General features: G+C 44.2%; 20 protein-coding genes and 1 tRNA gene. 11 read left to right on the top strand and 10 right to left on the bottom strand.

The genetic code is table 11. The features are described from left to right. The first annotated feature begins 18 nt into the window (after nt 1–18). The 3 genes from H5647_RS13275 (at nt 19) to H5647_RS13265 (ending at nt 1450) form a co-directional block, all read left to right on the top strand. Nucleotides 19–879, top strand: coding sequence for an SIR2 family protein (locus H5647_RS13275; RefSeq protein ID WP_045859189.1), 861 nt, complete (start codon nt 19–21; stop codon nt 877–879). Nucleotides 880–891: 12 nt separating this feature from the next. Further along, nucleotides 892–1185 (top strand): nSTAND1 domain-containing NTPase, encoded by a 294-nt coding sequence (locus tag H5647_RS13270; RefSeq protein WP_045859188.1) that lies wholly within the window; start codon nt 892–894, stop codon nt 1183–1185. A 189-nt stretch (nt 1186–1374) separates the two neighbouring features. Beyond that, nucleotides 1375–1450: transfer RNA gene (locus H5647_RS13265), tRNA-Ala, on the top strand. 182 nt (nt 1451–1632) lie between these two features. Here H5647_RS13265 and H5647_RS13260 read toward each other — a convergent pair. Together H5647_RS13260 and H5647_RS13255 are read right to left on the bottom strand one after the other, a co-directional pair. Then, nucleotides 1633–2295 carry a hypothetical protein gene (locus H5647_RS13260; protein ID WP_045859184.1) on the bottom strand — a complete coding sequence of 221 codons (663 nt, stop codon included), beginning with the start codon at nt 2293–2295 and terminating at the stop codon, nt 1633–1635. Between the two features lie 21 nt (nt 2296–2316). Continuing rightward, nucleotides 2317–3153, bottom strand: coding sequence for a DUF4831 family protein (locus H5647_RS13255; protein ID WP_045859182.1), 837 nt, complete (start codon nt 3151–3153; stop codon nt 2317–2319). Here H5647_RS13255 and H5647_RS13250 point away from each other — a divergent pair. After that, nucleotides 3143–3877 carry a M48 family metallopeptidase gene (locus H5647_RS13250; RefSeq protein WP_045859180.1) on the top strand — a complete coding sequence of 245 codons (735 nt, stop codon included), beginning with the start codon at nt 3143–3145 and terminating at the stop codon, nt 3875–3877. The two genes, H5647_RS13255 and H5647_RS13250, sit on opposite strands and share 11 nt — an antisense overlap. A gap of 185 nt (nt 3878–4062) precedes the next feature. Here the strand turns inward: H5647_RS13250 and H5647_RS13245 are convergent, their stop codons facing one another. From H5647_RS13245 to H5647_RS13210, 8 genes are all read right to left on the bottom strand, one after another. Continuing rightward, nucleotides 4063–4575 carry a lipocalin family protein gene (locus tag H5647_RS13245; RefSeq protein ID WP_045859176.1) on the bottom strand — a complete coding sequence of 171 codons (513 nt, stop codon included), beginning with the start codon at nt 4573–4575 and terminating at the stop codon, nt 4063–4065. A 90-nt stretch (nt 4576–4665) separates the two neighbouring features. Continuing rightward, nucleotides 4666–5808, bottom strand: coding sequence for a hypothetical protein (locus H5647_RS13240; RefSeq protein WP_045859173.1), 1143 nt, complete (start codon nt 5806–5808; stop codon nt 4666–4668). 462 nt (nt 5809–6270) lie between these two features. After that, entirely contained in the window at nt 6271–6678 is a 408-nt protein-coding gene (locus H5647_RS13235) for a VOC family protein (RefSeq protein WP_045859171.1), read from the bottom strand. Between the two features lie 99 nt (nt 6679–6777). After that, complete coding sequence (locus H5647_RS13230) at nt 6778–7614, bottom strand: mechanosensitive ion channel family protein (protein ID WP_045859169.1); 837 nt, start codon at nt 7612–7614, stop codon at nt 6778–6780. A 347-nt stretch (nt 7615–7961) separates the two neighbouring features. Further along, nucleotides 7962–11105: an eCIS core domain-containing protein gene (locus H5647_RS13225; protein ID WP_082087055.1), complete on the bottom strand. Its 3144-nt coding sequence runs from the start codon at nt 11103–11105 to the stop codon at nt 7962–7964. 29 nt (nt 11106–11134) lie between these two features. Continuing rightward, on the bottom strand, nt 11135–11329 hold the full coding sequence (locus H5647_RS13220) for a hypothetical protein (protein ID WP_045859167.1): 195 nt from the start codon (nt 11327–11329) through the stop codon (nt 11135–11137). Then, the gene (locus H5647_RS13215; protein ID WP_052692064.1) at nt 11329–13068 is read right to left on the bottom strand and encodes an eCIS core domain-containing protein; all 1740 of its coding nucleotides are present in this window, start codon (nt 13066–13068) and stop codon (nt 11329–11331) included. The genes H5647_RS13220 and H5647_RS13215 overlap by 1 nt, the downstream gene beginning before the upstream one ends. 250 nt (nt 13069–13318) lie before the next feature. Then, entirely contained in the window at nt 13319–13819 is a 501-nt protein-coding gene (locus H5647_RS13210; RefSeq protein ID WP_045859164.1) for a RipA family octameric membrane protein, read from the bottom strand. Nucleotides 13820–14480: 661 nt separating this feature from the next. Between H5647_RS13210 and H5647_RS13205 the strand changes: the two genes are divergently transcribed. From H5647_RS13205 to H5647_RS13175, 7 genes are all read left to right on the top strand, one after another. Continuing rightward, entirely contained in the window at nt 14481–15062 is a 582-nt protein-coding gene (locus H5647_RS13205) for an RNA polymerase sigma factor (RefSeq protein ID WP_052692063.1), read from the top strand. A 79-nt stretch (nt 15063–15141) separates the two neighbouring features. After that, a complete protein-coding gene (locus H5647_RS13200; RefSeq protein ID WP_045859163.1) occupies nt 15142–18300 on the top strand; it encodes a hypothetical protein in 3159 nt (1052 codons plus the stop codon). A 66-nt stretch (nt 18301–18366) separates the two neighbouring features. Further along, nucleotides 18367–19002, top strand: a complete 636-nt coding sequence (locus H5647_RS13195) for a phage tail protein (RefSeq protein WP_052692062.1) — start codon at nt 18367–18369, stop codon at nt 19000–19002. 152 nt (nt 19003–19154) lie between these two features. Further along, nucleotides 19155–19820 carry a hypothetical protein gene (locus tag H5647_RS13190; RefSeq protein ID WP_045859161.1) on the top strand — a complete coding sequence of 222 codons (666 nt, stop codon included), beginning with the start codon at nt 19155–19157 and terminating at the stop codon, nt 19818–19820. 14 nt (nt 19821–19834) lie between these two features. Next, nucleotides 19835–20707, top strand: coding sequence for a hypothetical protein (locus tag H5647_RS13185; RefSeq protein ID WP_045859160.1), 873 nt, complete (start codon nt 19835–19837; stop codon nt 20705–20707). Nucleotides 20708–20821: 114 nt separating this feature from the next. Beyond that, nucleotides 20822–21871 (top strand): hypothetical protein, encoded by a 1050-nt coding sequence (locus tag H5647_RS13180; protein WP_045859158.1) that lies wholly within the window; start codon nt 20822–20824, stop codon nt 21869–21871. 165 nt (nt 21872–22036) lie between these two features. Next, entirely contained in the window at nt 22037–22663 is a 627-nt protein-coding gene (locus H5647_RS13175) for a hypothetical protein (protein WP_045859156.1), read from the top strand. Nucleotides 22664–22690: the final 27 nt, after the last annotated feature.

The following is a 22690-nucleotide window of genomic DNA, read 5'->3' as shown; positions in this document are numbered from 1 at the left end:
TCCGAGTTGCGCGACAGTATGATCAGCGGTGACAGCATCCCGTTTATCGACCCGTTTATTGACGGAGACGGCCCACTTAGCCCGCACGCACTCGCAAAAGGTCTCGCTCCAGAATCTGAAGAAAGCGAATTAATTCTCACTATGGCCGCAGAAAGAAACGAACAACGAATCGGTTCCAGAGCGATATCCCTCAAAAATTTAAGCCGCCTTATACACGAGCAAAGCACCAAAGCGCCAACCTGCCGCCTACACGAACTCATTACCTCTATTACAAAACCATGGTTTATTGTTTACACCGGTTTCGACCTAATGCTCGAGAACCGTCTCGACGAAGAGGGCCACGATTATATCATTGTCACTCATATTGGCCGCTCGTATGAATCCAGGCACAACGGCAAACTCTTAGTGTTACGAAAAGGGCAAACCCCAGAAATTTGTCCAGCAGATGAATTAATTACCGAGAAAGATAAAAATGTTATCTATCGACCACTCGGCTCACCGCTGTTACACGAAGCGCTAGATGAAGACCTAACACTAGACACCGTTGCCATTACCGAATCGGACCACCTCGCCTTTCTTGGCAGAAGCTATCACGAGTCCACCCAAATACCCACACGGTTTGCACGCTGGCTAGACAGGCGTCCACTCTTATTTTTGGGGTACGCCATGGAACTATGGCATTTTCGATTGGTAATGAAAGTCTTCCAATCGGTTGGCGGGCATTACCGCCGTGCCTCCACCTTTGCCGTTCGAAAATCTACCTCACCGATGGAAGACATTGCATGGCGTCGCCTCAGAGCCAAAAGACTTCCCATAGAACGTGATGATTTTGTTAATCGTATACACGAACAAGAACACGCTCATATGTCACGAGCCTAAGAGGCAAAAACTGTGAACGAAAGGGTCAAAGAACTTGACGCAGGCACACCTGAACGCCCCTATATAGGGCTGCGGCCATACAGCAAAGACGATAGCAATATTTACTACGGCCGCGATAGAAACGCTCACTTCCTGACCAATAAAATATTTTCTTCTCGGCTAACCCTACTCTATGGAAAATCAGGGCTCGGAAAATCTTCATTGCTGCATGCAAAGGTAACTCCTGAGTTAGACGAAGATGCAACTCTCGTGCTGTATTTTGACCAGTGGGCGGCCGACTCACCCGCCCTCAAAACGGGATTCTAAGCCGTATAACCACCTACCACGCCCAACCCCCAGCAACACCGGCCAAAACCGCCCCGAATAACAAGGTTCGCACCCGAACACCTCCACCCCACACATTAAGTATTGACACCTCGCCAGCGGCTGTTAAAATGCGCCTCCCTTTGAAGGCAAGCCTTCTACGCTCTTTCTTCGGAAAGGCCAAAAAATTACGGGGCCTTAGCTCAGCTGGGAGAGCGCAACACTGGCAGTGTTGAGGTCAGCGGTTCGATCCCGCTAGGCTCCACCAAATAACTTCTTGATTTATAAGAAGAACTTCAAAAAGGCTACTCTTTAAGAGTGGCCTTTTTGGCTTCTGGGGTTAGCTATGGGTTAGCAAGCACCCAAAGATTAACGCCACTTATAAACTAAAGAGTAAATCGCTATATGTATCACGCATATGGCGACCTTCTACACAAAAGCTCTCTTGAGTTAATCGCTCTGGGTGGCGCCGCTTAATTCGTTCTTAAGGTTCTGAATATCGCGCTGCAATTCCAGTAGCTCCTTTTCTTTCCTGAGAACTTCCAATTCGGCGCTTGCTGCTGCCTCAGCTGCTGCCGCCGTATCAGTTGCTAATAAGTCAGCCTTTTCTTTTTCTGCTTCTTCAGCAGTGCGGTAGGTCTTGACTATGTCACCTGCAGCAGAAATGTTTTCAGACAGCTTAGGTGTCACACCGATAGTTAAGCTTTGCATCGTACCGGTATCAGTGAATACACTGAAAGAAATGTTTCCATCCCCTCCCGAAAAGTCAGAAGGCAGTTCCGCAAGAGGGCCATATTGAGCGATTGGTAGCGTCGTTCTGGCGACCTCCTTTAGTTGGGCGGACTGGCTGCCGGTCTTGACGTTTCGCTTGATGGAGACAGTTCCGTCAGCTGGTAGGCGATACCTATATCCTCCAGAGCTGAAACCATCATTGCGATTTTGATTGCAGGCTTCGTAAGTAATAATTGGTGCTACTTCAATGGTAGTCCCCCAGTTATTAACAAGTTTCTGTACTTTTGATATATCGACTAGTTGAGCAACAGTTAAAGCATTGCTGTCCGGTATTGGCGGTAATGTCGGAGACTTATCGTTTTCTTTTGGTGGCGGAATCATTGCGATCGCATCAAAAGCTAGCTAAGAACTCAAAGTCGCGAACTCGCCGGGCTCAACCGTCGCAATTAAAGCAAAATGCATAGTTTTCTTATTCTTGGGGTTCGTATCTTCGAGAGCTTTTTTGTGCTTTTTCTTTAAAGAGGCAATAGCTTTATCAATATGAGCAAGGGATAGCTTTAGGGTGTCAGATTTTGAAACGAGACCAGAGCTAAATAATAGACCTTCTCGTATTTTTTCTAGCTTATCAATTGATGATTTATGGGTATTAAGTACGGCGTCTGCTGCGAGCATTTCGTCACATTGGCCTCCACTAGCTGCGGCTCCAGCTGCGGCTGCTGCGAAACCTTGAGAGATTGAAGATAGTTCAGCAATCAAGGAGGCTGATGTTAAAACTGCTTGAGTTGCTCCATCTTTAACAGAGGTGCTTGAGCTGGTTAGGAGGCCACTTTTACTAGTGGCTAATGTGTGACTAAAAGAGCTAAATGCCTTTGGGTCGACTTCTAAACGGTATCGGTGCTCTTCGTCTGGAACGGCGATTGATGAAATCGAAATGTTACCTGGAGCCAGTTTGTAACCGGGCGTAAAATCCCCATCTGGAGGAGCCAGAAGGCTTTGCCTTGCTTTGCACTTGGCAACATTTTGTTTGTATTTAAAACTTAGTTTTCCAGGTTTTATTTCTATTTGCGTTACCGGCACCTGAACAACTATTTGAGTTTTGGGTAAAGAGTAGTAGGCCCCGCCGCCCTTAAGAAATCGCGGTACATTTTCAGGAATTTTCGTAACTTTATAATGACTTGAGCAAGAAGCTAAAATTACTGTGCCTATTAAAAAATTAACGCGATGATATTTGTTAAGCATATATATTTCCCCGAATTTATTAGTTAGCGGTATTGATGTACAGATTGTACGTAAAAGCATCAAAAACCTTCATCTTGCGGTATACCCACCCAATGGCCATGTGCGCGTGGCCGCACCCGAAAACATTACCGACGATAATGTGCGTTTGGCAGTAGTATCTAAATTAAGCTGGATTAAAAATCAACAGCAAGATTTTAAAAACCAGCCGCGGCAAACAGAGCGAAAATACATTTCTGGTGAGTGCCATTATTATTTAGGTAAACGATATCGCTTAGAGGTGATAGAGCGAGAAGGCAAGCCAGAGGTAGAGCATTTAAAAGCGGGCAAGCTCAAATTGTTTGTTAAATCAGGTGCTAGCGTGACCACAAAAGAAAAGCAAATCACCGAATGGTATCGAGGCCAACTAAAAGCCACTATTCCAAGTCTATTGGAAAAGTGGCAACCCAAGGTTGGCAAAATAGCGGCGGACTGGGGTATCAGAAAAATGCGTACCAAATGGGGTAGTTGCAATATTAAAAAGCGCCGCATATGGTTGAATTTGGAGTTGGCGAAAAAGCCGCTAGAATGCGTGGAATATATTGTTGTACACGAACTTATTCACTTGCACGAGCGTAACCACAACGAGCGTTTTAAAAGCTTAATGGAAAAGAATCTCCCTAATTGGCGCTCTTTGCAAAAACTATTAAATACAGCGCCGTTGGCACACGAAGATTGGGAGTATTGATAAAGGCTGGCGGGCTGGTACGCAACTATAAGCGAGAGCATTTCGAAATTGGCCGGGGTGCCCCCCTAGCACGCAATATAAAGCAAACCCCTAAACACAATCAACTCAAAAACAATACCATTACAGCCTGCGCAGGCTATAACCTACGCAGGCTCACAAAAAACCACTTTATCTAAACCGTAATACTATTTTTGAGTGGTAAATATTAGTTTTTCGGTGTTGTAACCTAGGGCCTCAACTTGCTGTAGAAACCTTTCTTTTATTTCTTCGCTAACGTATGGCGTTCTAGACAGTAACCATAAGGTATGCTTATTGCCAGTTACAAATGCGTATTGGTAATTCTCTTTGTCTAACTCAAAGATTACATATGAACCGTAAAATGGCCCGAAAAAGGAAACGTTAAAATCACCAATATCAGAAGTAGCCGAAAATACGGCTTTACCCTTGGCTTCTTTCCATTCTTTTTTCTTCGTTGAAAAACCTCGGTTAAGCGCTACTACGGAGCCATTATCGGCCATTGAATAGGTGGCGGTCACTTGCTCCAACCCTCTCTCATAACGGTGATCTAAGCGAGCAATTTCATGCCATTTACCGAGATACCGGTCTAGCTCAAAACCTGATACAGGTACAACACCTTCAGGCACTCCGGCACAGGAAGATAATAATAACGCTACAACAACAACCTTCAATAATTTCATCGCAAACCCATTTAATTAATATAGTCACTAAAATGAGGATAGCATAGGCGCTAGATGACGAACTACCTTAACGCACGTTATATTATTGCCCTATCTCACATCGATTAAAATGCGGTCAACAAGCTTCAGAGCAGTTGTAAGTTTGCCAACCTCGGGATGTATCTCGCCGTTTTGGCCCGAGTGGTGGCCATGCCCTGCTAAAGACATTGGGTATAAGGTGGTAGGCGAATTGAAATCTATTTGAGCATGATAAATAACTGACGGCTGAGCGCTAAAGCCATCACCGGAATAGACTTTATCGTGGGGGAATCGATCGCTCGAGTAGTACTCATTAAAATCAAATGACTGGTTGATCTCAAAAAATACATTAAACTGCTGTATCGCTGTATTCTTTATTTTCTGTGAGAGAATATAGTTATCGAACAACGTTGCCCCCGTATAGCCGTCTAAAGGTATACCGTTGGTGTCTCCTTCTGTATCCCCCTCTGTACCAACAGCCGAATCTGTTTTGTTAAATTTATGTAAAAATACCGGCAGTGATTCCACTCTAAACTTATTATTACTGGCGTTTTCGTTGTAGTCTTCAGAAAAAAGGCTTTCGAATTCAAATTCTTTTTTGTCGAATGGGTTCGAATTCAGTACTGTGGCGCTATCCGATAACCATACTTTATTTTTAAAGGTATTAGTCGCCACACTTTCCGTAACAAACAAGGGCTGTATAAACGAGCCATCAAGGCTTTCTATCCAAATCGCATATTGGGGCCAATGAAATGCTTGGCCCATTTTAAAATCAACTTTCAGTTCTCGGCCAGTATGCTGGCTACCATAATCAACGATTCGATACGATATAACCTCACCCTCACTAGCCTCCACTTCGCCAGACAGCCTCATAATTGTTCCCCACTGGTGAAAACGTTTGAAGGGCTCGAACTCTACAACAGCAAGCACAACGATTCCTACCGAGAAACCAACAGCAACAAACGTTGCAAGCCCGTGTTTAGATGAAAGTTTAAGTAGATTCTTAGGATTAAGATAGAGTTTAAGCGCCGCTATATTATTGAGCGCATGCCAATGGGCGAAGGCCAAAAACAAAAAACCCACAACAATATGGACAGTCGCAACTTGATTGCTGTAACGATTAATAAACATTAATACCGATGTTACTAAAATTACAATCGACGTTAGGAACACAACCATTGTGGCTAATGTTCGACGGTTTAACGAACGGCTCATAGTATTTATTCCGTAATATTCCCAATAAGTTTTTAGGTTTCTTCGCTATACAGCGCGGAAACCACACAATAGTAATCGTTAAAAAATAGCGCCTATATCAAGCGATTTCGAGACACCGCCAACACTGCATGCATTACGTTTAATGCAAAGGCATCACAAAAAACACATGAATGCACAGCGCATCACTATACGAATGTAACCGGTTGCAATCATAGGGTTAGCAGTGTGACGGTCGGGTGAAAGGAACGGTAGCGGGGGAACGAGTAAAGCGGTTATAGCCGTATGGTATACGTTAACGAATTGATAAAAGCTGAACAAAGCCAACTAATATTGTATCGTGCGAAAAGGCTTACAATAGTGCTAGACAATAATCGTGAAAGGTGGGCACATAACATCCCACCCTGCTCCCGATTTTTTGCCAAATTTTTTTAGCCGATTCAACCAAAAAAACCTACAGCAACGCTATTGCGCCATGCAGTTTATTTTCCAGGGAACGCCAAAACGATCAATGACAATACAATAGCGCTTCGACCAAAATGTTTTTTGTGGGGGTAATATCGTTTCCCCACCAACACTCAACGTGTCAAACGCGTTATTAACGTCCTTCTCAGATTCAACACTCAATAACACATAAAAACCACAAGGTTTTACATACTGATCCGGCATAACGTCTGCGCCGGCTATTTCAACACCGCCTATATCAATATTGGCATGTACAATTTTACTTTGCCAATAGTCTGGCACACTCGCACTTGCCGGTGAATGCTCGAACGATAGCAGAAGCCCTACATTTCCGTTTAGGTGTTGGGCATAAAAGGTAAAGGCTTCCTGACAGTCGCCATTAAAATTTAGTTGGAATGAGAGACTCATTTGTATTCCTTTTTCACTATGGGTACTTTTAACACAACTCTCTTTCCGAGAAAGACAACAGCGACGCTACATTAAACCTGAAAATTATTTTATTGCGTGTCAATCTATTGATGACTCTTTTTCAATAATAAGTTTACGGTGTGGAAACGGTATTTCTATACCTTCTTTATCTAGCGCTTTCTTTATTTGCTCAGGAATAGAATACAACACCTCAAAATAATGTTCACCCATACAAAACGGCCGCACCAGAAAGTCCACCGAACTATCATTGAGAGTTTCTACCTCTACGAAAGGTTTTGGCTCTTTCAGAATATGCGGGTGGGAATCCAGAACGGCTTGAATAATGCCCCGAACCACATCAGTATTCTCTTTATAGGCAACACCATAATGCATATCGACACCTCGAACACTATGATGTGAATGGTTAATAATTTGACTGCCCCAAATTTGGCTATTGGGAATAATAATATGTTGATTGTCAAAGGTTTTTAGAATAGTTGTAAACAAATCAATTTCTTGAACATTACCAAACCGGCCAGCAGCGGCAATAAAATCACCCGCTTTATAAGGTCGAAATAGAAGCAACATAACGCCAGCCGCCAGATTAGAAAGCGCACCTTGCAGTGCGAGCCCTACAGCTAAGCCTGCAGCACCCAGCAACGCCACAATTGACGCCGTTTGCACACCAAAGCGATTGAGCACTGCAATTACAACAAAGGCTAGGATAATATACTTAGCCACGCTCCCCAAAAACCGAAACAACGTATCATCCAAGCTTTCGTATCGCCCACCTATTTTATAGATTATGGTGCTCGTTTTATTCGCAACAAATAGCCCAACCAACAATATAACAATCGCAAATAAAACGTTAGTAGCCCCCGCCACAATCGCGGGTAAATACTGATTCACATCTATAGTATCGATATAATTTTCCATTAGTATGCCTCCTGCATATAAGATATTACATTGCCTTTATTATTGGCTTTAAACACTCACGTTACCGCTCTAATACCCAAAATAAACGTTACGCTCTACTAAAATTCAGAGCGTAAAATTATATAGACGTTTTATTCATTATTCGCCACTTAATGCCAATAACGGCGCATGAAACGACATCATTCATCAAGGTGTCGCACTATTTCAAAGGCGCCATACGGCATTTACAATACCTCGCCTACCGACCTAATGCGTGGTAGGCGACACCTTTTATCTACATTCGCTTCCGCAACCTTCCCTCAGAATGAAAATTTATAATCAAGATTGATTGCCAAGATGTTTTAGCACTACACACCCAGCAAGGTATAAGAGTTGTAGTGCGCCCCAGTATATTGAACATGGATAACCCCTTGCGCAGGGCCTACAATTGTTGCGTTGGGTTGTGCATCATAATAAATTGAGCCATTGGGCCTATGGATAATAATACGAAGACGTAGTGCATCGGCAATAATCGCAGGGCCGTGATCGGGAACCCACGTGGATTGTGTGGAAATTTCAGTAATAAAGCGCTGCATAGATGCCAACCCACCTGCCCCGCCGCCGAAATGAGACGCCGCAAGCCTGGGGTTGCCGCGCAATACTCTAACAATTTGATCTCTAATAGTTTGCTGTGCGACTCGATTGGAGCGATTACCACTTCGCGCCTCGTGAAGCGAATGGTAGAAACAGTCTCCGCCACCCGCGGTGTTGTTTACCTGCAATACACGATTAAGGCCATCTCGCACTTCGGCATCTGGTTCCAACGGCACTCGTTTACTTTTATCGCCAGTAGAACTAAAGCTAACGGGCATGGAATAGCCCGAGAGCTTTACTGTGGAGGTGTCTAATTGAATAAAGAGCGCATCCTGAAGACATTGCTTAACGGCTTTGAGCCCTGCATCACCGGAACAGTGTTGCTCCAATACAGCTAAGTGATCGACAATTTGCGTTCGGTATTGGGGTAGATACGTTTTAATCGATTCAATATTACCGCTGGAAAAACCGTAATTATTCTGTACCGTACCCACCCAATCCCTAATAGGCCCAAGATAGCGCTTACCCTTTCCTTTATACGTTTTATCGCCAAAAACTTTTACAATCTCTCCTGCGGCTGCAGTAATTTGTTGCAGAAATTGATAGCGACTTTGCATGAGTGTTTGTATATGTCGTGATAGCGCCACCGATGCGGAACGTCGCTCACCGCGATGGCGCTTGCGTGACGTTGAGCTAAGTGAGATTTTGGGCGCTTCTTCTGGAAGCATCTCTGGGTGCTGAACAATATCTTCATAATCATCAGCGATCACCTTGGATATTTGCGCTTGAGATGCCCACGGCCTTACATAATTTTCAATAAAGTTTCTTAGGCTAATTTTTTTTCGCGGCCGGTGTTTATTGTAAAAGTCTTTCACCTGCCTGTCTGCGTCCATCGGCATATCCTCACCTTCGGGAAGCAAACTAGCATTTTTATGGTAATACGCGTAAATTCTAGCCAAATCATCGGCTTGCCTTCCATACTCTTTTTGAGAGGTGAAATCTTGTCCAGTATGGTCAACAAAAACGTCAAAATCTTTCAAGCGTTCGCTCGGAATACCCATTTGTTCATTAAGTTCATGAAGGCTGCGCGTATCGCCCCAAGCGTTAGGCGGTGGTTTTTTCACGAAAACGCGGGGGTCACTATAGGTGCGTAAAGACCCTGGCAGGGCGTATCGCCGTAACATTTCAAGCGAGGCCGCTTTGTTAATGCCGGTTTGGTTCATTTCGTAATGTTTATCCACATTAAAATCAACATCATACCCTTTGGTTCTATGCTCTGTTGCCGTCTCACCAGAAATAATATTAGCCACGGGCAGCGGTATTAAAAACGAACGAATTAAAGGGGTACCCCCTTGGCTACCATATTTTTCGATCCACTTTATTTGCCGTAGCGGTCGGCCAATACTTATCCAAAGTGTATTTTCTTTGTCGCCACTGCCACCGGTATGAATTTTTATTTGGCCGTTTTCATCCTGCTCAAAGTCCTTAAAGGCCGGCTTGCCTTTTTTCCCCGATGCATCGGCAAAAACGCTCATGTAAATTGGCGTATACAATTCACCCTCTATGCGAACCACCTGCTGAACACCTCTATTACTAATATGCAGGTGGTCATCTGCAGAGCTTTTAGCTTTAACACTTGACGGCTCTTCAAATGCCTCTACTAAAGATGAGTGTTCTACTTTACTTGGCCCTAAGAAAACCGCGTCCGGCACCGATATTTGTCGATCATGTGGGTTAATTGCTTTATGCGCCATATTAACAACGGACTCTCTGTAATGCTCTGGAAGCCGCTCGACCATTTCTCGTAATTTTTCTACTCGATTATTTTTATCTTCGCCGGCAAGCCCTGCTACACTTTTCGCAATCGCTCTTGTCAGGTTTTGGTAGGCGCGCGCGTCTATAGTTCTGGAGTGCATATTTTGTAGTGTATAAATTATGTACCGTACTTCTCCTACATCCTTGTCTTCCCGGTCTGCAATAGACATGGCTACCGCCTGAGCATAATCGGGTAAAGCGGCGTCTCGTATTTGATTGTGAATTTCACCCATGTCATGTCGATGCGATACGTCTTCACCCACTTTGCGTGTTGTTGGAATATTTTTAAGCAGATTATCTTCGGCTCTACCGGGTACAAAATCAGAGAAGGATCGCTTTTGTCTATTTAAAGAACGCCCGAATTTTTTGGTTTGACGTGACCATTTTCGCTCAATAGATGTACTTCTGGGCCTTGCGGTATTATTTCTTCTATAAAGTGAACGCATTATAAAAGGTTGGCGGCTACTTTTTTCGTAATACCGTGCATCCCATTCTGAATTTTCGAGCCACTTATAGCCATCAGGGTTATCAGCCTCGACATAAAATCGCTGTACTACATTTTTCGTAACCGGTATTTTTTTTAAAGGTGCAGATTTCGCTTGCGCTGAAAAAGACGCTGCCTTTGCCCCCATTACATCCGCTTCTCTTTCGAGTGCTTTATTGTCATTAATGGCCATTGTTTTTTTCATCTGCAGCGTAGGCTGTACTCTACCCTGCTTCTGTTGAACAACATGCCACGCCTCATGGGGAAGATGTTTTTCTTGGCCACTCGCCACGTGTATAGCATTACCTTGTGCATAGGCATGCGCTTGAATTTTGGCCGGTTTATGGGAATTGTAATGAACTTTTACATCATCCATTGCATAGCCAGAAAGATTTTCTATGCCTGCTTTAAGAGTGTCTGGCAGGCCTGTATTATTGCCTTTTTTCTGACGTATATTCTGTTCTTTATTGCCAAAGTTTGTTGCTGTAGTACACAATTTTCGCTGAATGATAGGATCTAGCGAGGCATCACGATAATCGGCATGGAGCTTCCCATTTTTACTGTTCCCGTCAGCCGAATTATCGGTATTAAGGCTGCCATGATCCTTTACGTCGTGCATATCACACTCCTTTTTTATTATTTTCGCTGTTACTGAGGGCCCGTAATGGCCAACAATGTGTAATAGGCCGTTTCTACTGCTTCGTCGTTATACAGTGCTAACGATTGCCGGTAAAAATTCAGGGCTGCATCATAGTCCCTTTGTGCTTCTCTCTCGTGCGCCTTTACGCTAAGCGCTCGAGCTTCTTTTCGCTTATGCTCACAATTAATTGGAGGGCCTAACACTACGAAACCCACCGGCTATTCACTCGACGTTGTTGTGCCTGTAGCCCCTGTTCAATCTCTTCGTGCCGAATACTGGCTTTACTCAAACGTACCTTTAAATTCTGGCGGTGTGCATCGCCCATACCGGCAATTAAATAGTTGTGTTTAGTCCCGTGCAGAACCCGTTCCCACATAATTTCTTCACGCGCAGGGCTTAACGTTTGCAACGTGGCACCCAGATTACCAGACAAAGCTTGCCCAGATTGCTCTAACACGGCATTTTTCTGTTGCACGCCAAGTTGCTCTATATAGCGTGAAGCATACTCGTGAAACTTTAAGGTGAACATTTTAAACACTCTTAAGTCTGCGAAACCATTTTTAGCTGTCAGTTCAAAAATACCGATTAAATCGTCGTTATCTTTGGTGTTCATGAACGCATCCAGTACACCTTGGTTATCACGATAATAGTTGGATAACTTCCGCGCACTATTAAAATAAAGGCTTTCAATCAAAATTTCTGGGCCAAAATGAAAAGCAGAAATATCGTTGGCAATATGAATAGCCATCGATAAATACAACGCTACGCGCTCTCCGTAGGAGTAGTCTCCCGTTGTTGCACGAGCGCTCCAGGTTTTTTTGTCTAGACCCCGCATAGTTGCGGGATTACCGGCTATAAATTCATTTCGCGTAATTGCAGCGCCAGTTATTGCCTTGATAACAATATTCTCAAGGTGTGGTTCAAAACGTCCACGTTTTACGCGGGAGCCAATACTTAGGCCGCTCTCAATTTGTTGCATACGTTTTTGTGTGCTGTCGCCTAGCTGCCAACCGGCAATGGGCGGAACGTCGGTAAATTCATGGTAAGGCTCATACATAAAGCGGGCGGTATTTAAGCCCAGAATCACGTCCTCTACGTTGCCGTTAGGGTTATGATGCCTTTCACCCAGTACCGTGAGCCTGTTCTCCGGTAATCGATACCACAGCGTGCCAGCGGCTGAAGTCTTCACATCGCCGATATAGTCGGTTTTGCCATTAGCGTACGATTCCAGCTCCGCGACACTGCTAAAGACACGTCGTACGTTATCTTTTATCAGTGCGCGTACAGGAAACCGGCTGCCCTCGGCGCTTTTTCGTCCACCCAGCAGATAGTCGGCCTCTTTTACCCGGGCGCTGCCCCCACCTACCCTAACCTCACGCTGCACGGGCTGCTTAGCCGAACGCGCGAAGCAGGCTTTCGCTAAGGTGCGCGGTGGTGGCTGAGCGGCAACATTCGGGTTTGCACTTTGCCTGCCCAACCTGTTCGCTTCACTTTCGAGGCGTGGGTTTGTATTAATAGCCGTATTGTTAATGTGCAGCCCAGCCTCCTTTACACGACCCTGTAATTGCTGCACCACATGCCAGCCTTCGTGCGGCAAATGTTTCTCCTGGTTGGGCGCAAGATGAATCGAGCGGCCCTGCGTATAAGCCAGTGCGTTCAGCGCAGCCGGTTTAGGTGAATTACGAATCACGCGTACATCCGACAGATCTAAACCCGAATGGCGCTCCAACCCCGCCTTAAGATTGTCCGGCAACCCCGTACGGTTTTCAGCGCCGCTCTCATCGCGCTGTAACTGTCGTTGCACACCGTTATTACCGATAGCGCGCCGTGCACATACATTAAAGGGTTCGCCTAGCCTCGGGCCGGCTAATTTGGGCGGCATTACAGCGTTCGCAGCTTTCAATTTTGGGATTAGCTTTTTGTTTTTATCGAGAGTACGCATACTTTCCAGTCCTGTTTCATAGATGGCATCAATAGCGCCTTACTACACGCGCAACGAGGCTCCACACCTTTAGATTCATTGAAAAGAAACACCATAATTAATCTAGTGTTGTACGCCTAATTCACTCAAAAAAATAGGACAATGAAAATATTGGCGCCATGTTTAGGGCAATGCAGCTTTTGGCATAAATGACTACGCTTTGCGGCCTATCGATAACCGGTACGCCCTACCAAAAGAAGAGCGCCCACCCTTAACTTCCTATCGGCCGCAATAGCACGTAAACCCATCCCGCTAAAAAACCGGCGATAAACGTATAATTGACCATCGTTGCTGAAAGGTTATGGTTGATCTTATCAACAAGCGGCCGGCCCGCCTTGCTCACGGCCTCAGACGGCACCTTGTCACCTAGGCTGTTTTCAAAAAGTGTTAATAATAATGGGTCTGATGTTGCAATGTTCTTCGCGTCTTGCATATACACGTGGTTCATTCTTCGCCCAACCTTATTAAAAAGGAACCAGATTAAGGACACATACAGCCCCGAAATGGATACCACCGTTTTAATTTCCGAGGAAGGGCTGTCTACGGGCACGTTAATAAAAAAATAGTAAAAAGCGGCGCCGAGCAACGCCGTATTCGTTAAGAATAGAAAATTGTTACGCTGCCAGAATAACTGCGCCTCTGCATGGCTACGCTCCATCAATAGCGTTATAGCATCCATTTTAGACAGCTCGTCTTTTTCACGTATATTCACAATATTCTCCTGTTTATCGTTAACGTTTATCTTTCATTTGCCTCTCGTTTAAGCAATTCCAACGAGAGTTTGAGCACCACACAAATAGAATAGTAACGCTTTTAGGCTAAGACTCAAGCTATGCCAAACGCAGAAGGTATACCGCCACAGCATTCCCACCGTTAACTGATAACACCCCGCCAGCGATTCATTTTATTGCCCTGAATGTTTCATTGACGTATCACAATAAACGCCAGTACTTTACATGATAACTGACAGACAAATTAATAAAATAGCGTGACAACAAGCATTCTGTCGTTTGATAGAACGCCGCGTATAGCAAGACGCAATAAACAGTACATATTTTATGTGCGGTTTATTGCGCAACAATAAATACCTGCCAACCGCGATGTTTCTAAACGTCTTCCTGCTCTACATTTAAACACCGCCTAAAACCCCAGGCAGCCCTAGTAATAGCCACAAAAACGTTCCGTAAAACGGCTACATAAAGATGTGTAAAAAAGGATCTGTTATCGCGTGTGATAGGCGAGTTTCTGAGAAGGTGCAATGATATAACCAGCAGGTTAAAAGATTAAAACAACCAGCGCATGAATGGAGTTAGAAACCGACCAACACTCCAGTACCGATTGGATACACTATCGCTAAGGAAAGGCTCTATCGTATGGACGTAGGTAATGACATAAAAACAGACAATGGACTTATCAATATACCCCATAAATTTTCCACGCCAGAAGAAGAGTTTTGGTTCGTATGGACCAACAACCGCAAAGTAATCTATAAACGCTGTTTTTTCTGGATGAAAGGAAACCAACATGATGCGGAAGATGCGATGAGCCGAGCGGCACTAAGAGGTGTTTCAAAATATTCAAATTACGCGGGAAAGCTACACACCCCTTTAGCCTGGATAATTTGTTTAACGCGCAATATCTGTATGGATATTTGGCGTGAAAACAGGAAGTATCTCGAAGAGATTGGCCAATCACTTTCTGATGACCACACCCTGTGCGAATCCACTCACTATGGGGAAAACCCAGAAGCATTACTCAATTGCGAAGAACTCTCTTTTCTCGTGACTAACGCTATAAATAGAATGCCGCAAAAAATGAGCATAACGTATCAATTAAGAGTTTTGAACGAATGGCCCTATAGCGATATAGCCGCAACGCTAAATATTACGCAGGATAATGCCAGAAAGCGCGTTCAACAGGCGAAAAAAGAATTGAAGGACGCCATAGAAAAATGAACGCATAGAAAACATTCACAAAGTAATTTTCGGTTCGTCTTACCACAATGCTAGATCATTAAATGAATACGGATATCACATGAATACTCAAACCGTCTGCAACGACAATAACCTTTGGCATGAATGGTCAAAAAACGGGCTTACAGTACGTTGGTATGAGATACCCGACACCCAACATACGCTGTGTATCGTGGTTTCTTATAGGGACGACGAAATGGACGAGCGTACGCTCCATATTGGAGACACACTTACATTTTCGTTCAATCGCTCTCTAGTAATCGCCGGCTCTGTCCGCTTGACAGAATGCCTGAACACAACCGTGGAGCTCTCTATCTGCGCTAACATAACGCACTATAACGAGCAGATTGAACAACTTCATGAATGGAATATAATCAACGGCCAAAGCTGTTCAGACATGACTGAATTAGCTGATCACTGGAAAGCCAAGTGGCGAGTATTTGGTGAAGCAGGAGCCGTAGTAAACGCGCTCGTCACCTTAACCCATGGGGCAGAAGCCTATCACTCAGAAACGCTATCGCCAAATGAAAGCCTTGTCTGGAAGACAAATTGCGCAGCGCCCAAAAGTTTTCTGGAATGCGGCGCTACCCTCACAATAGACCATAAAAATGTAGCCAAACTGGTTGCCAGCACACCTAGCGCTACCGTCCTAGTCTTAGACGAAATACTCACGCACTGGCCCGGAGCAGAATGCCCCGCACTGCCCGAAAAACCCGACAACAAAATGGTGATTATTGGTAATCAAAGGCCTGCCCAATATTTCTCGTCTTTTACCTTCCCCGGTGCTATTGAAACACCAGATTCGAAGCAAGTAGAACGTCGTTTTTTCAACATAGACAACCTAACAGATTTCCAAATAGAGCTAATCAACGCCAGAACAGCAAGCTCAGGTACTAGAGATAAAATGACCCTCCTTGCCAACCAGTACCTCAAAGGCGAACCCCCTTATACGGGGCAATATGTGGCTAACATTTCATCTTTACCAGTACCGTATAACACGCTAGTGGAACCGAATATTTCTGTATTTCTCAACCAGCAATATACCAGCATAACGGCAATGGAACTCGCCTTTAAACACCTTACCGGTGTACACCCTTCAGAATTCTGTACTGATAAAAATTATTTAACGACCTTATCCCGCCTGCAAAATAGCGCTATAGCATGGTTAGTATCCGGCATCCGAAACGGTCGTCACATCGACGCGTTGCTGCTCAGTTTAATGGTTTTCAATCTCGCCGATAGCGTAACAACGGAAGAAAAATTGTCGTGGACAGAAGATGCCATAGCCGACCTGCTTGAAGCAAATGCCGTTCTCAGTGACTCAATATTCCCTATACCGTTGCCTGAAGCCGAAGCGGGTAAAAAAAATGCTATCGGGCAAAACCCCACTGCGGTAAAAATACTCGGTATTTCGGATGTAATGACACTACGCCAGCAACTTCTAGAGTATTGTGAAGGAGAGCTAGCTCACGTTGAAAACGTGATGAAAAGCGAGTTTAGGGAACGAGTGTACGAAAACAAACACGAAGACCGGTTAATAAGTGAAACCGCAGATGACAGCCTATCATCCACACGCACAGATTACCGCTTAGATGGCAGCAGTAAAATCGAGCCGTTAATGGCTGTAGAACGAGTATTTAACGATTTAAGTAATGCGTACAATAGTGACGGCCTCTCCAGCGCCATAACGGGCGGCTGGTTCGACTCCCCAGGTCGAGTTGATACGAGTAACAGTACTTTTACACCAACTGACAGCGCCGAGAGTTTCGCCAGACATATTCTGGACAAATCGGTAAATCTATCCGATAAAAAAATTAGAAGCGCTCGATCTACACTAAGCCATTCAATGTTCCGTATAAAAAACACACGAAGCTTTGATAATCGTGAAGGGACGGAGCATATTAGCGGAAAGTACCGGTGGGTAAACGAACGTTACGCCATTTTTCTGGAAAAGAAAGACGCGAGATTACTATTAGAATTTTCACTACCAAACCCTGCAAAAAAACTTATTGAGCGAGAGCAACAATTTAAGGGTACAAACTTCGTACTTGCGGTTCCACCGTGGGAAGATGAAATAATTGAGGGCACAACAATAGAAGGCGTTCAATCCGCTAGTGATATCACCCGAGATAACTACCAGCCGTTAACGCAACGTTATCAGGGGAAAATATTACCTGCCCCTCCAAATGCCAACCTAACATACAACGTTGCGTTTCAGGGCGCTCCCCCTTTTGACCGATCCAACATTACCATTGCCGACGGCTATAGGGCCAACTCTATCGTCGTATCGTATATCGCGAATAAAGGCGAGACAGCAACAGCCAAACTCCTGATAGGGCCAGAACTGATTACGGCCGAAGCCAATAATACCAGCACGAGTACCGATATAAGCAGCAGCCAATTATCGGGGAACATTGCCGTATCTTTGCTTTGCGAAGCTGAGCAATACGCCGTTGTTGTAACCGTTACCGCTGTTTGCCTTGAAGACTCGCAAGTGTTTGTTAATTGGCAAAACGAAACCTACCACGCCATTCTTGCAGCTTACAATGTAAGCAGGCAGGCCTATATCCAATCATTCGACACAATATTTCTGGCTTTAGATAAAAAAAATAAAACCGATACACTGGGGCACTATCAACGCTGTTTAAAGCGTCAATGCATTGAACAGCTTATAGATTTGTTCAAAACGCAATGGGCCGTTGGTAACGATGAATCATGGAAAAATGATGTGATCAACTTCAATCTGATTCCGTTTTTTGAAAGAGCAATATCGTGGAATGAAATGATCACAGAATTTAACCCGGAAAATTATAGCGACGAAACCAACGAGCGCCCCGACTGGTTGAAAATGATACAACTGGAACCGGGCAGCGATAGGGAAGAATTTTTAGTGGCGGCTTCTGCTCGAGTAATGGTTTCGGTTAAGTACGATTATGTACTGCCAATGATGTTCTATATCCTTTCTGCGGGGCGGTTTTGGTTCGGGCATAACACCTTAACACCGGTGTACAAGAAAAGTATCGATTTGGCCAACCGTTGGAAGAACGCTAATAACGCACTTAATAGTTGTGGCAACCTATCGACCTGGAATATGGAGCTTGCAACTACAATGATGGTGTTACAAGGCGAACATTCACTACCGTGCTTTCCAATCGACCCTACTACAGCTGCCGCCAACACAACGGTTAGTTGCATACAGAATTGTATTGCGAGCGAATAACGCTTATACAAGGGAACACATCGTTACAGTCTACTATCACAGCAATCAATTTATAGGTAATCCACTATGCCTTTTAAACTTCCAGTCGGCAGTATTATTCCCTATGCGGGAATCGTAACGAGCACTGAAAATGCCAATGGCAATACTGTGCCTCCGGGTTTTGCACCCTTAGATAGCAAAACCTACAATTTGGCACTCGCTCGCCAAGGCTGGCTACTATGTGATGGCGCAGTTGTTTCGGTAGCAGAATTTTTTGAACTCTATAAAGCTATAGGCTTTGTGTATGGAAAAAAAGATAAGGGACATTTCTATCTCCCAGATTACAGAGGACAATTTCTACGGGGCGTAAATCACGATGCAGAAAACACTCTGGATCCAGAGATGAGTCACACATTAAATGACCCAAATGCAAATGATAGAAAGGCAAACTCAAACCCCAGTGCCTGGTCAGGAAATTTTGTGGGCTCTATTCAAGCAGACGCACTTCAAGAGCACGTTCACCCATATGTAGAAACGACACTCGGTGGAATAGGAGGAGATGTATCGCCACTGTATGGCCAAGTAAATACTGAAGCCCAGACCGGCGAGGCCGTTGCACCAACCGTAGACGCGGCAAAACCCGTTAGAACTGCAACAGAAACACGGGCGAAAAACACCTATGTTAATTATTTAATTCGTGCTCAAACAAATCAAACTACGTAGTAGCACTTTTCGTTTCCGCATAGCGGCTTAGCGCCCCCTTCTCGAATCGAATAGACACCACACCTTTCACTAAAGTTAAAATTTTCACATCAAAATTCACGCTTTTACTTTATCTCCGTCATAGTTATACATCAAATAATTAGGGAGGCGTTATGCATAACATAAATTTACCCTGTCTGGCACTGGTCATAAATGCCGCTCTAGCGAGCCAGGCCACGCTAGCGGAAAGAGGTTATGAAGGGTATAGCGATGTTCTAGATGAAGAGCCATGGTTTGACGGCGTAAAATCGACTATCGAATATGTAGAACCCACAGCGATCATCGCAGATGTATGCGCGTGGGCCGGCGTAAATAATAATGCCGATCAAATGGCCTGGCTGCAAACCGGATGGGGCCAGAGACCAGGTGAAACCGCAAAAATATACTGGGAATACACCACACAAAATGACGTGTGGCGTATGGGGTTCGGTGAAGCACCAACAACGGAAGGCCAAAACTATCAAGTAAGCCACGAAGAAAATAATGCCGAATGGACGAATGGCGGTGTCGTATACAAGACTGTCGTATGGGAAGGAAATTTTGATAACGCAAATTTCAACGCCGTATACTACGGCGCGGAAGTTAACAACCGAGAAGAGGACCATGTTCCCGGTGTAGAAGATAACAAAAATAACTTCCGCAATTCAGAAGCCCGAAAAGTCGGTGAAGATTTTTCTGCAACCGGTTTGTCGACAGAACGCGACAGCGCTGTTAATGGGCATGTTGAAAAGTCGCCGGCGAATTCCGACACCCACTTTGCTACATGGTATGCAGAATAAAATAGGAGATAAAAATGAATACTACAACCCTATCGATACTGCTACTGTGCACTATTGCACTAGCACCGAGCGTATTGGCCTCCACGCCTGCCTACCATAATGTAGGTACCATTAGCTGGAAGCCTAGCAATACCGAACCAACATACACGGCCTTCAGTACTATTGAGACAATAAAATCCTATTCTGGCGTAGACGCAGAATGCTGGCAAGAGTACCGAACAAACATTAAAAAAGATAAGGGCCAAAACCCGCAAGATTTTTATCAATGGGTTCAATATCGAAACATGGGCCTCAACTATAACGAACCCCATGTTTCAGTCAATTCTGCCTGGCTATATCACCTACCTTGCCTAACCAAAAAAGGTAGCGCAATAACAGCGTATCCCGTGAATGTAATGATTGGCCATGTAACAGGGAATAGAGACATTAACTTGGTTACTGCTTTCACCCCAAAAACCACACCCCAAAAATGGATAACGCCGGTAATAAAAAATCAAAGCACCGCCTTGATCAATATTGTTAATGAAGATGGTTGGACACTTAGCACTGTAGCCGAAAAACAATACCCGAAAACTATTGCCGATATTTTAACGAGTGTTTCACGCTCAATAGACACCATCGATATTGGGCAAATACAAATTCAACCGAAACATATAGGGTTAGCTATGCCCTTCAAGCGCGATGCAGAAAACGAAGAAGAACCCCTTTATAGCCCCAAAAACGGTTGGCTAGTTCATTTTTCAGGCTCTAAATTGCAGTATAAAGAACCTCCTAAACGCACTACCAGCACACGCACGCCAACTTTAGTGGAGCCTACTTACTTTACCCGGCTTATATTTCTAACTGATGACCAAGGTACTATTACAAGAGGTGTGTTTTACCCGTAAGAAGGTAACGTAAGTCATTAAACCTGAACATTAGTAACCGTTAAACATAGAATTTATCCACTTTATATTTCCCATTATCTTTCCGTTGACCAATGCTATTTTTTGGAGACTAACATGACGTTATCGTTCGGCAATAAATCAAAAAATATTAGTGTTTTCCTTTTTCTATCTCTAAATATTTTTCGTGTAGAAGCCATTGATGTGTGTGCAGGCGAAAACATTTCATTTGAAGGTGTATCGTGGAAAGCACAAAATCTTAATACCGACAATACTGTGGACGACCTCCGTACTATCGCCATTAGTAACTACGTGGTGGTAGATGAACCACAAACAACCATTGAAACAGGCACTCTCACCCCTCTTACCTTGTTAGAGGGGGGACGCTCTAGCTCAGACATGTCATTCTACTTTTCTAAGAGCGGGCGATATCGTATAACAGTTACAGACCAAATGGGCATTGAAGAATCCTACTTATACGACGTCAAAATACCTACCCATACATTAACCAATAGGGCTGTAGACGGCTTCAATATCGTTCCTGATACCGACAACGACCCAGAACTTGAATTTGGCGGTGGTATAGGTGGCGCAGCTGGCGTAAAAATCCGGTATTCAGTCACGATGGGGGATTGCGCAGGCACAATCGGAGACGCACAGCTAGTAAACTTTAAAGATATAGACGGAGAAGATAGTTCAAAGCAGATAACCTCTACAGCAGGGGATTATGTTCTAGATTTTGATAGTGATGAAGATAACAGCTGGTTTTATAACTTTTCTCGCGAAAGTGATGCGGGGGATCAGTTTAATCGATCATTTGAGGATTCGCCGTCAAACCCTTTAGACGATGATTATCTTTGCGTTTCGTCGGAGGCATACTATCGCTATTATTTATTCTACAAATCAAACAAGCGTGACGACCAAGATAACCCTATACCAACAGTTTGGGTACCCTTCGCGCAGCTCTTTTGGAACATAGACCCCATGTTCGCCAATCGTGACTCTACCAATGATAATTGGTTTGGGCACGATAATGTTAGGCACGGGGGAAACCATGCTGTTCCCAATAATCTCTCGTCACAGATTACTGTGTGGCCTGAATGGACTACCTACCAAAGTAATTTTAATCCAGTCAACTCACAAGAAGATTGTGCCAACATTCCATAAACACTAATCACATCCAAAAAATATTTTTGTACACCATTTAGTTTTTCACGAACATACGTTACCACCCGTCATGTAAGTGTCGGCCCTTTAACTGGCTGGATTTTAAATTACCTTTTAAAGGTGTATAAATTTTTAAAACGTACGAATACAAATAAGGGAAATATTATGACTGCAAAATTTAACGTAACAACTGATGTCGATTCAATGGAAGGAAAAACGGTTATCGTTTTTTTGAAGCCACAAAATCCTCAACGAAACTATAAAATTCATGCATGGCAAGTACTAACAGGTTCAGCAGGTTCAACCGAATCTTTTGATTACAACGCCGTTATATCGACGGATGTAACCAGCGATGGCGAGAAAACGGGCAACATTATTAACTCGTCAAAAGAGGTTATTGTGCCGGGTAAGCTCATGCAAGCCATCAGCCCAGGCGGGTTGTCACCCAAGCTCGAAACAGCACCCCGTACCTTAGCGGAATCTAAACTTACCCCTAGCCAATGTGGCGTGGTTAATAAAACTGAACCATTCATTCAGATCGATTCCAATTGGTACGTCAATGAACGTCCCGTTGTGACAATGCCAAACGTCGACGCAAACATGACGTGTAGTTTCGAGTATGAACCAAACTTTTATTTCATGGTAGCATCGCCACCAATGATAGGCACAACGTATATCGTTCAGAACTTTTCTGATATGACGCGATATGTAATGCCCATTACTGCCACAGAAGTTGATGTAACGCTCACCAAAGTCAATGGGCTTTGGACATTCGATTTTTCTGCAAAGTAATTCAATTGTATTCCCCCCTCAAGAACG

Source organism: Teredinibacter purpureus, assembly GCF_014217335.1.
GTDB lineage: Bacteria > Pseudomonadota > Gammaproteobacteria > Pseudomonadales > Cellvibrionaceae > Teredinibacter > Teredinibacter purpureus.
The sequence above is the reverse complement of the archived record's forward strand: the minus strand, read 5'-3'. Positions and strand labels throughout refer to the sequence as shown.

Bases quoted from the DNA above. Each gene is read 5' to 3' on its own strand.
- H5647_RS13240 (WP_045859173.1), bottom strand. From the start codon at position 5,808: ATGAGCCGTTCGTTAAACCGTCGAACATTAGCCACAATGGTTGTGTTC.
- H5647_RS13225 (WP_082087055.1), bottom strand. From the start codon at position 11,105: ATGCACGACGTAAAGGATCATGGCAGCCTTAATACCGATAATTCGGCT.
- H5647_RS13215 (WP_052692064.1), bottom strand. From the start codon at position 13,068: ATGCGTACTCTCGATAAAAACAAAAAGCTAATCCCAAAATTGAAAGCT.
- H5647_RS13245 (WP_045859176.1), bottom strand. From the start codon at position 4,575: ATGAAATTATTGAAGGTTGTTGTTGTAGCGTTATTATTATCTTCCTGT.
- H5647_RS13185 (WP_045859160.1), top strand. From the start codon at position 19,835: ATGAATACTACAACCCTATCGATACTGCTACTGTGCACTATTGCACTA.
- H5647_RS13235 (WP_045859171.1), bottom strand. From the start codon at position 6,678: ATGAGTCTCTCATTCCAACTAAATTTTAATGGCGACTGTCAGGAAGCC.
- H5647_RS13275 (WP_045859189.1), top strand. From the start codon at position 19: ATGATCAGCGGTGACAGCATCCCGTTTATCGACCCGTTTATTGACGGA.
- H5647_RS13180 (WP_045859158.1), top strand. From the start codon at position 20,822: ATGACGTTATCGTTCGGCAATAAATCAAAAAATATTAGTGTTTTCCTT.
- H5647_RS13255 (WP_045859182.1), bottom strand. From the start codon at position 3,153: ATGCTTAACAAATATCATCGCGTTAATTTTTTAATAGGCACAGTAATT.
- H5647_RS13190 (WP_045859161.1), top strand. From the start codon at position 19,155: ATGCATAACATAAATTTACCCTGTCTGGCACTGGTCATAAATGCCGCT.
- H5647_RS13260 (WP_045859184.1), bottom strand. From the start codon at position 2,295: ATGATTCCGCCACCAAAAGAAAACGATAAGTCTCCGACATTACCGCCA.
- H5647_RS13200 (WP_045859163.1), top strand. From the start codon at position 15,142: ATGAATACTCAAACCGTCTGCAACGACAATAACCTTTGGCATGAATGG.
- H5647_RS13175 (WP_045859156.1), top strand. From the start codon at position 22,037: ATGACTGCAAAATTTAACGTAACAACTGATGTCGATTCAATGGAAGGA.
- H5647_RS13230 (WP_045859169.1), bottom strand. From the start codon at position 7,614: ATGGAAAATTATATCGATACTATAGATGTGAATCAGTATTTACCCGCG.
- H5647_RS13195 (WP_052692062.1), top strand. From the start codon at position 18,367: ATGCCTTTTAAACTTCCAGTCGGCAGTATTATTCCCTATGCGGGAATC.
- H5647_RS13205 (WP_052692063.1), top strand. From the start codon at position 14,481: ATGGACGTAGGTAATGACATAAAAACAGACAATGGACTTATCAATATA.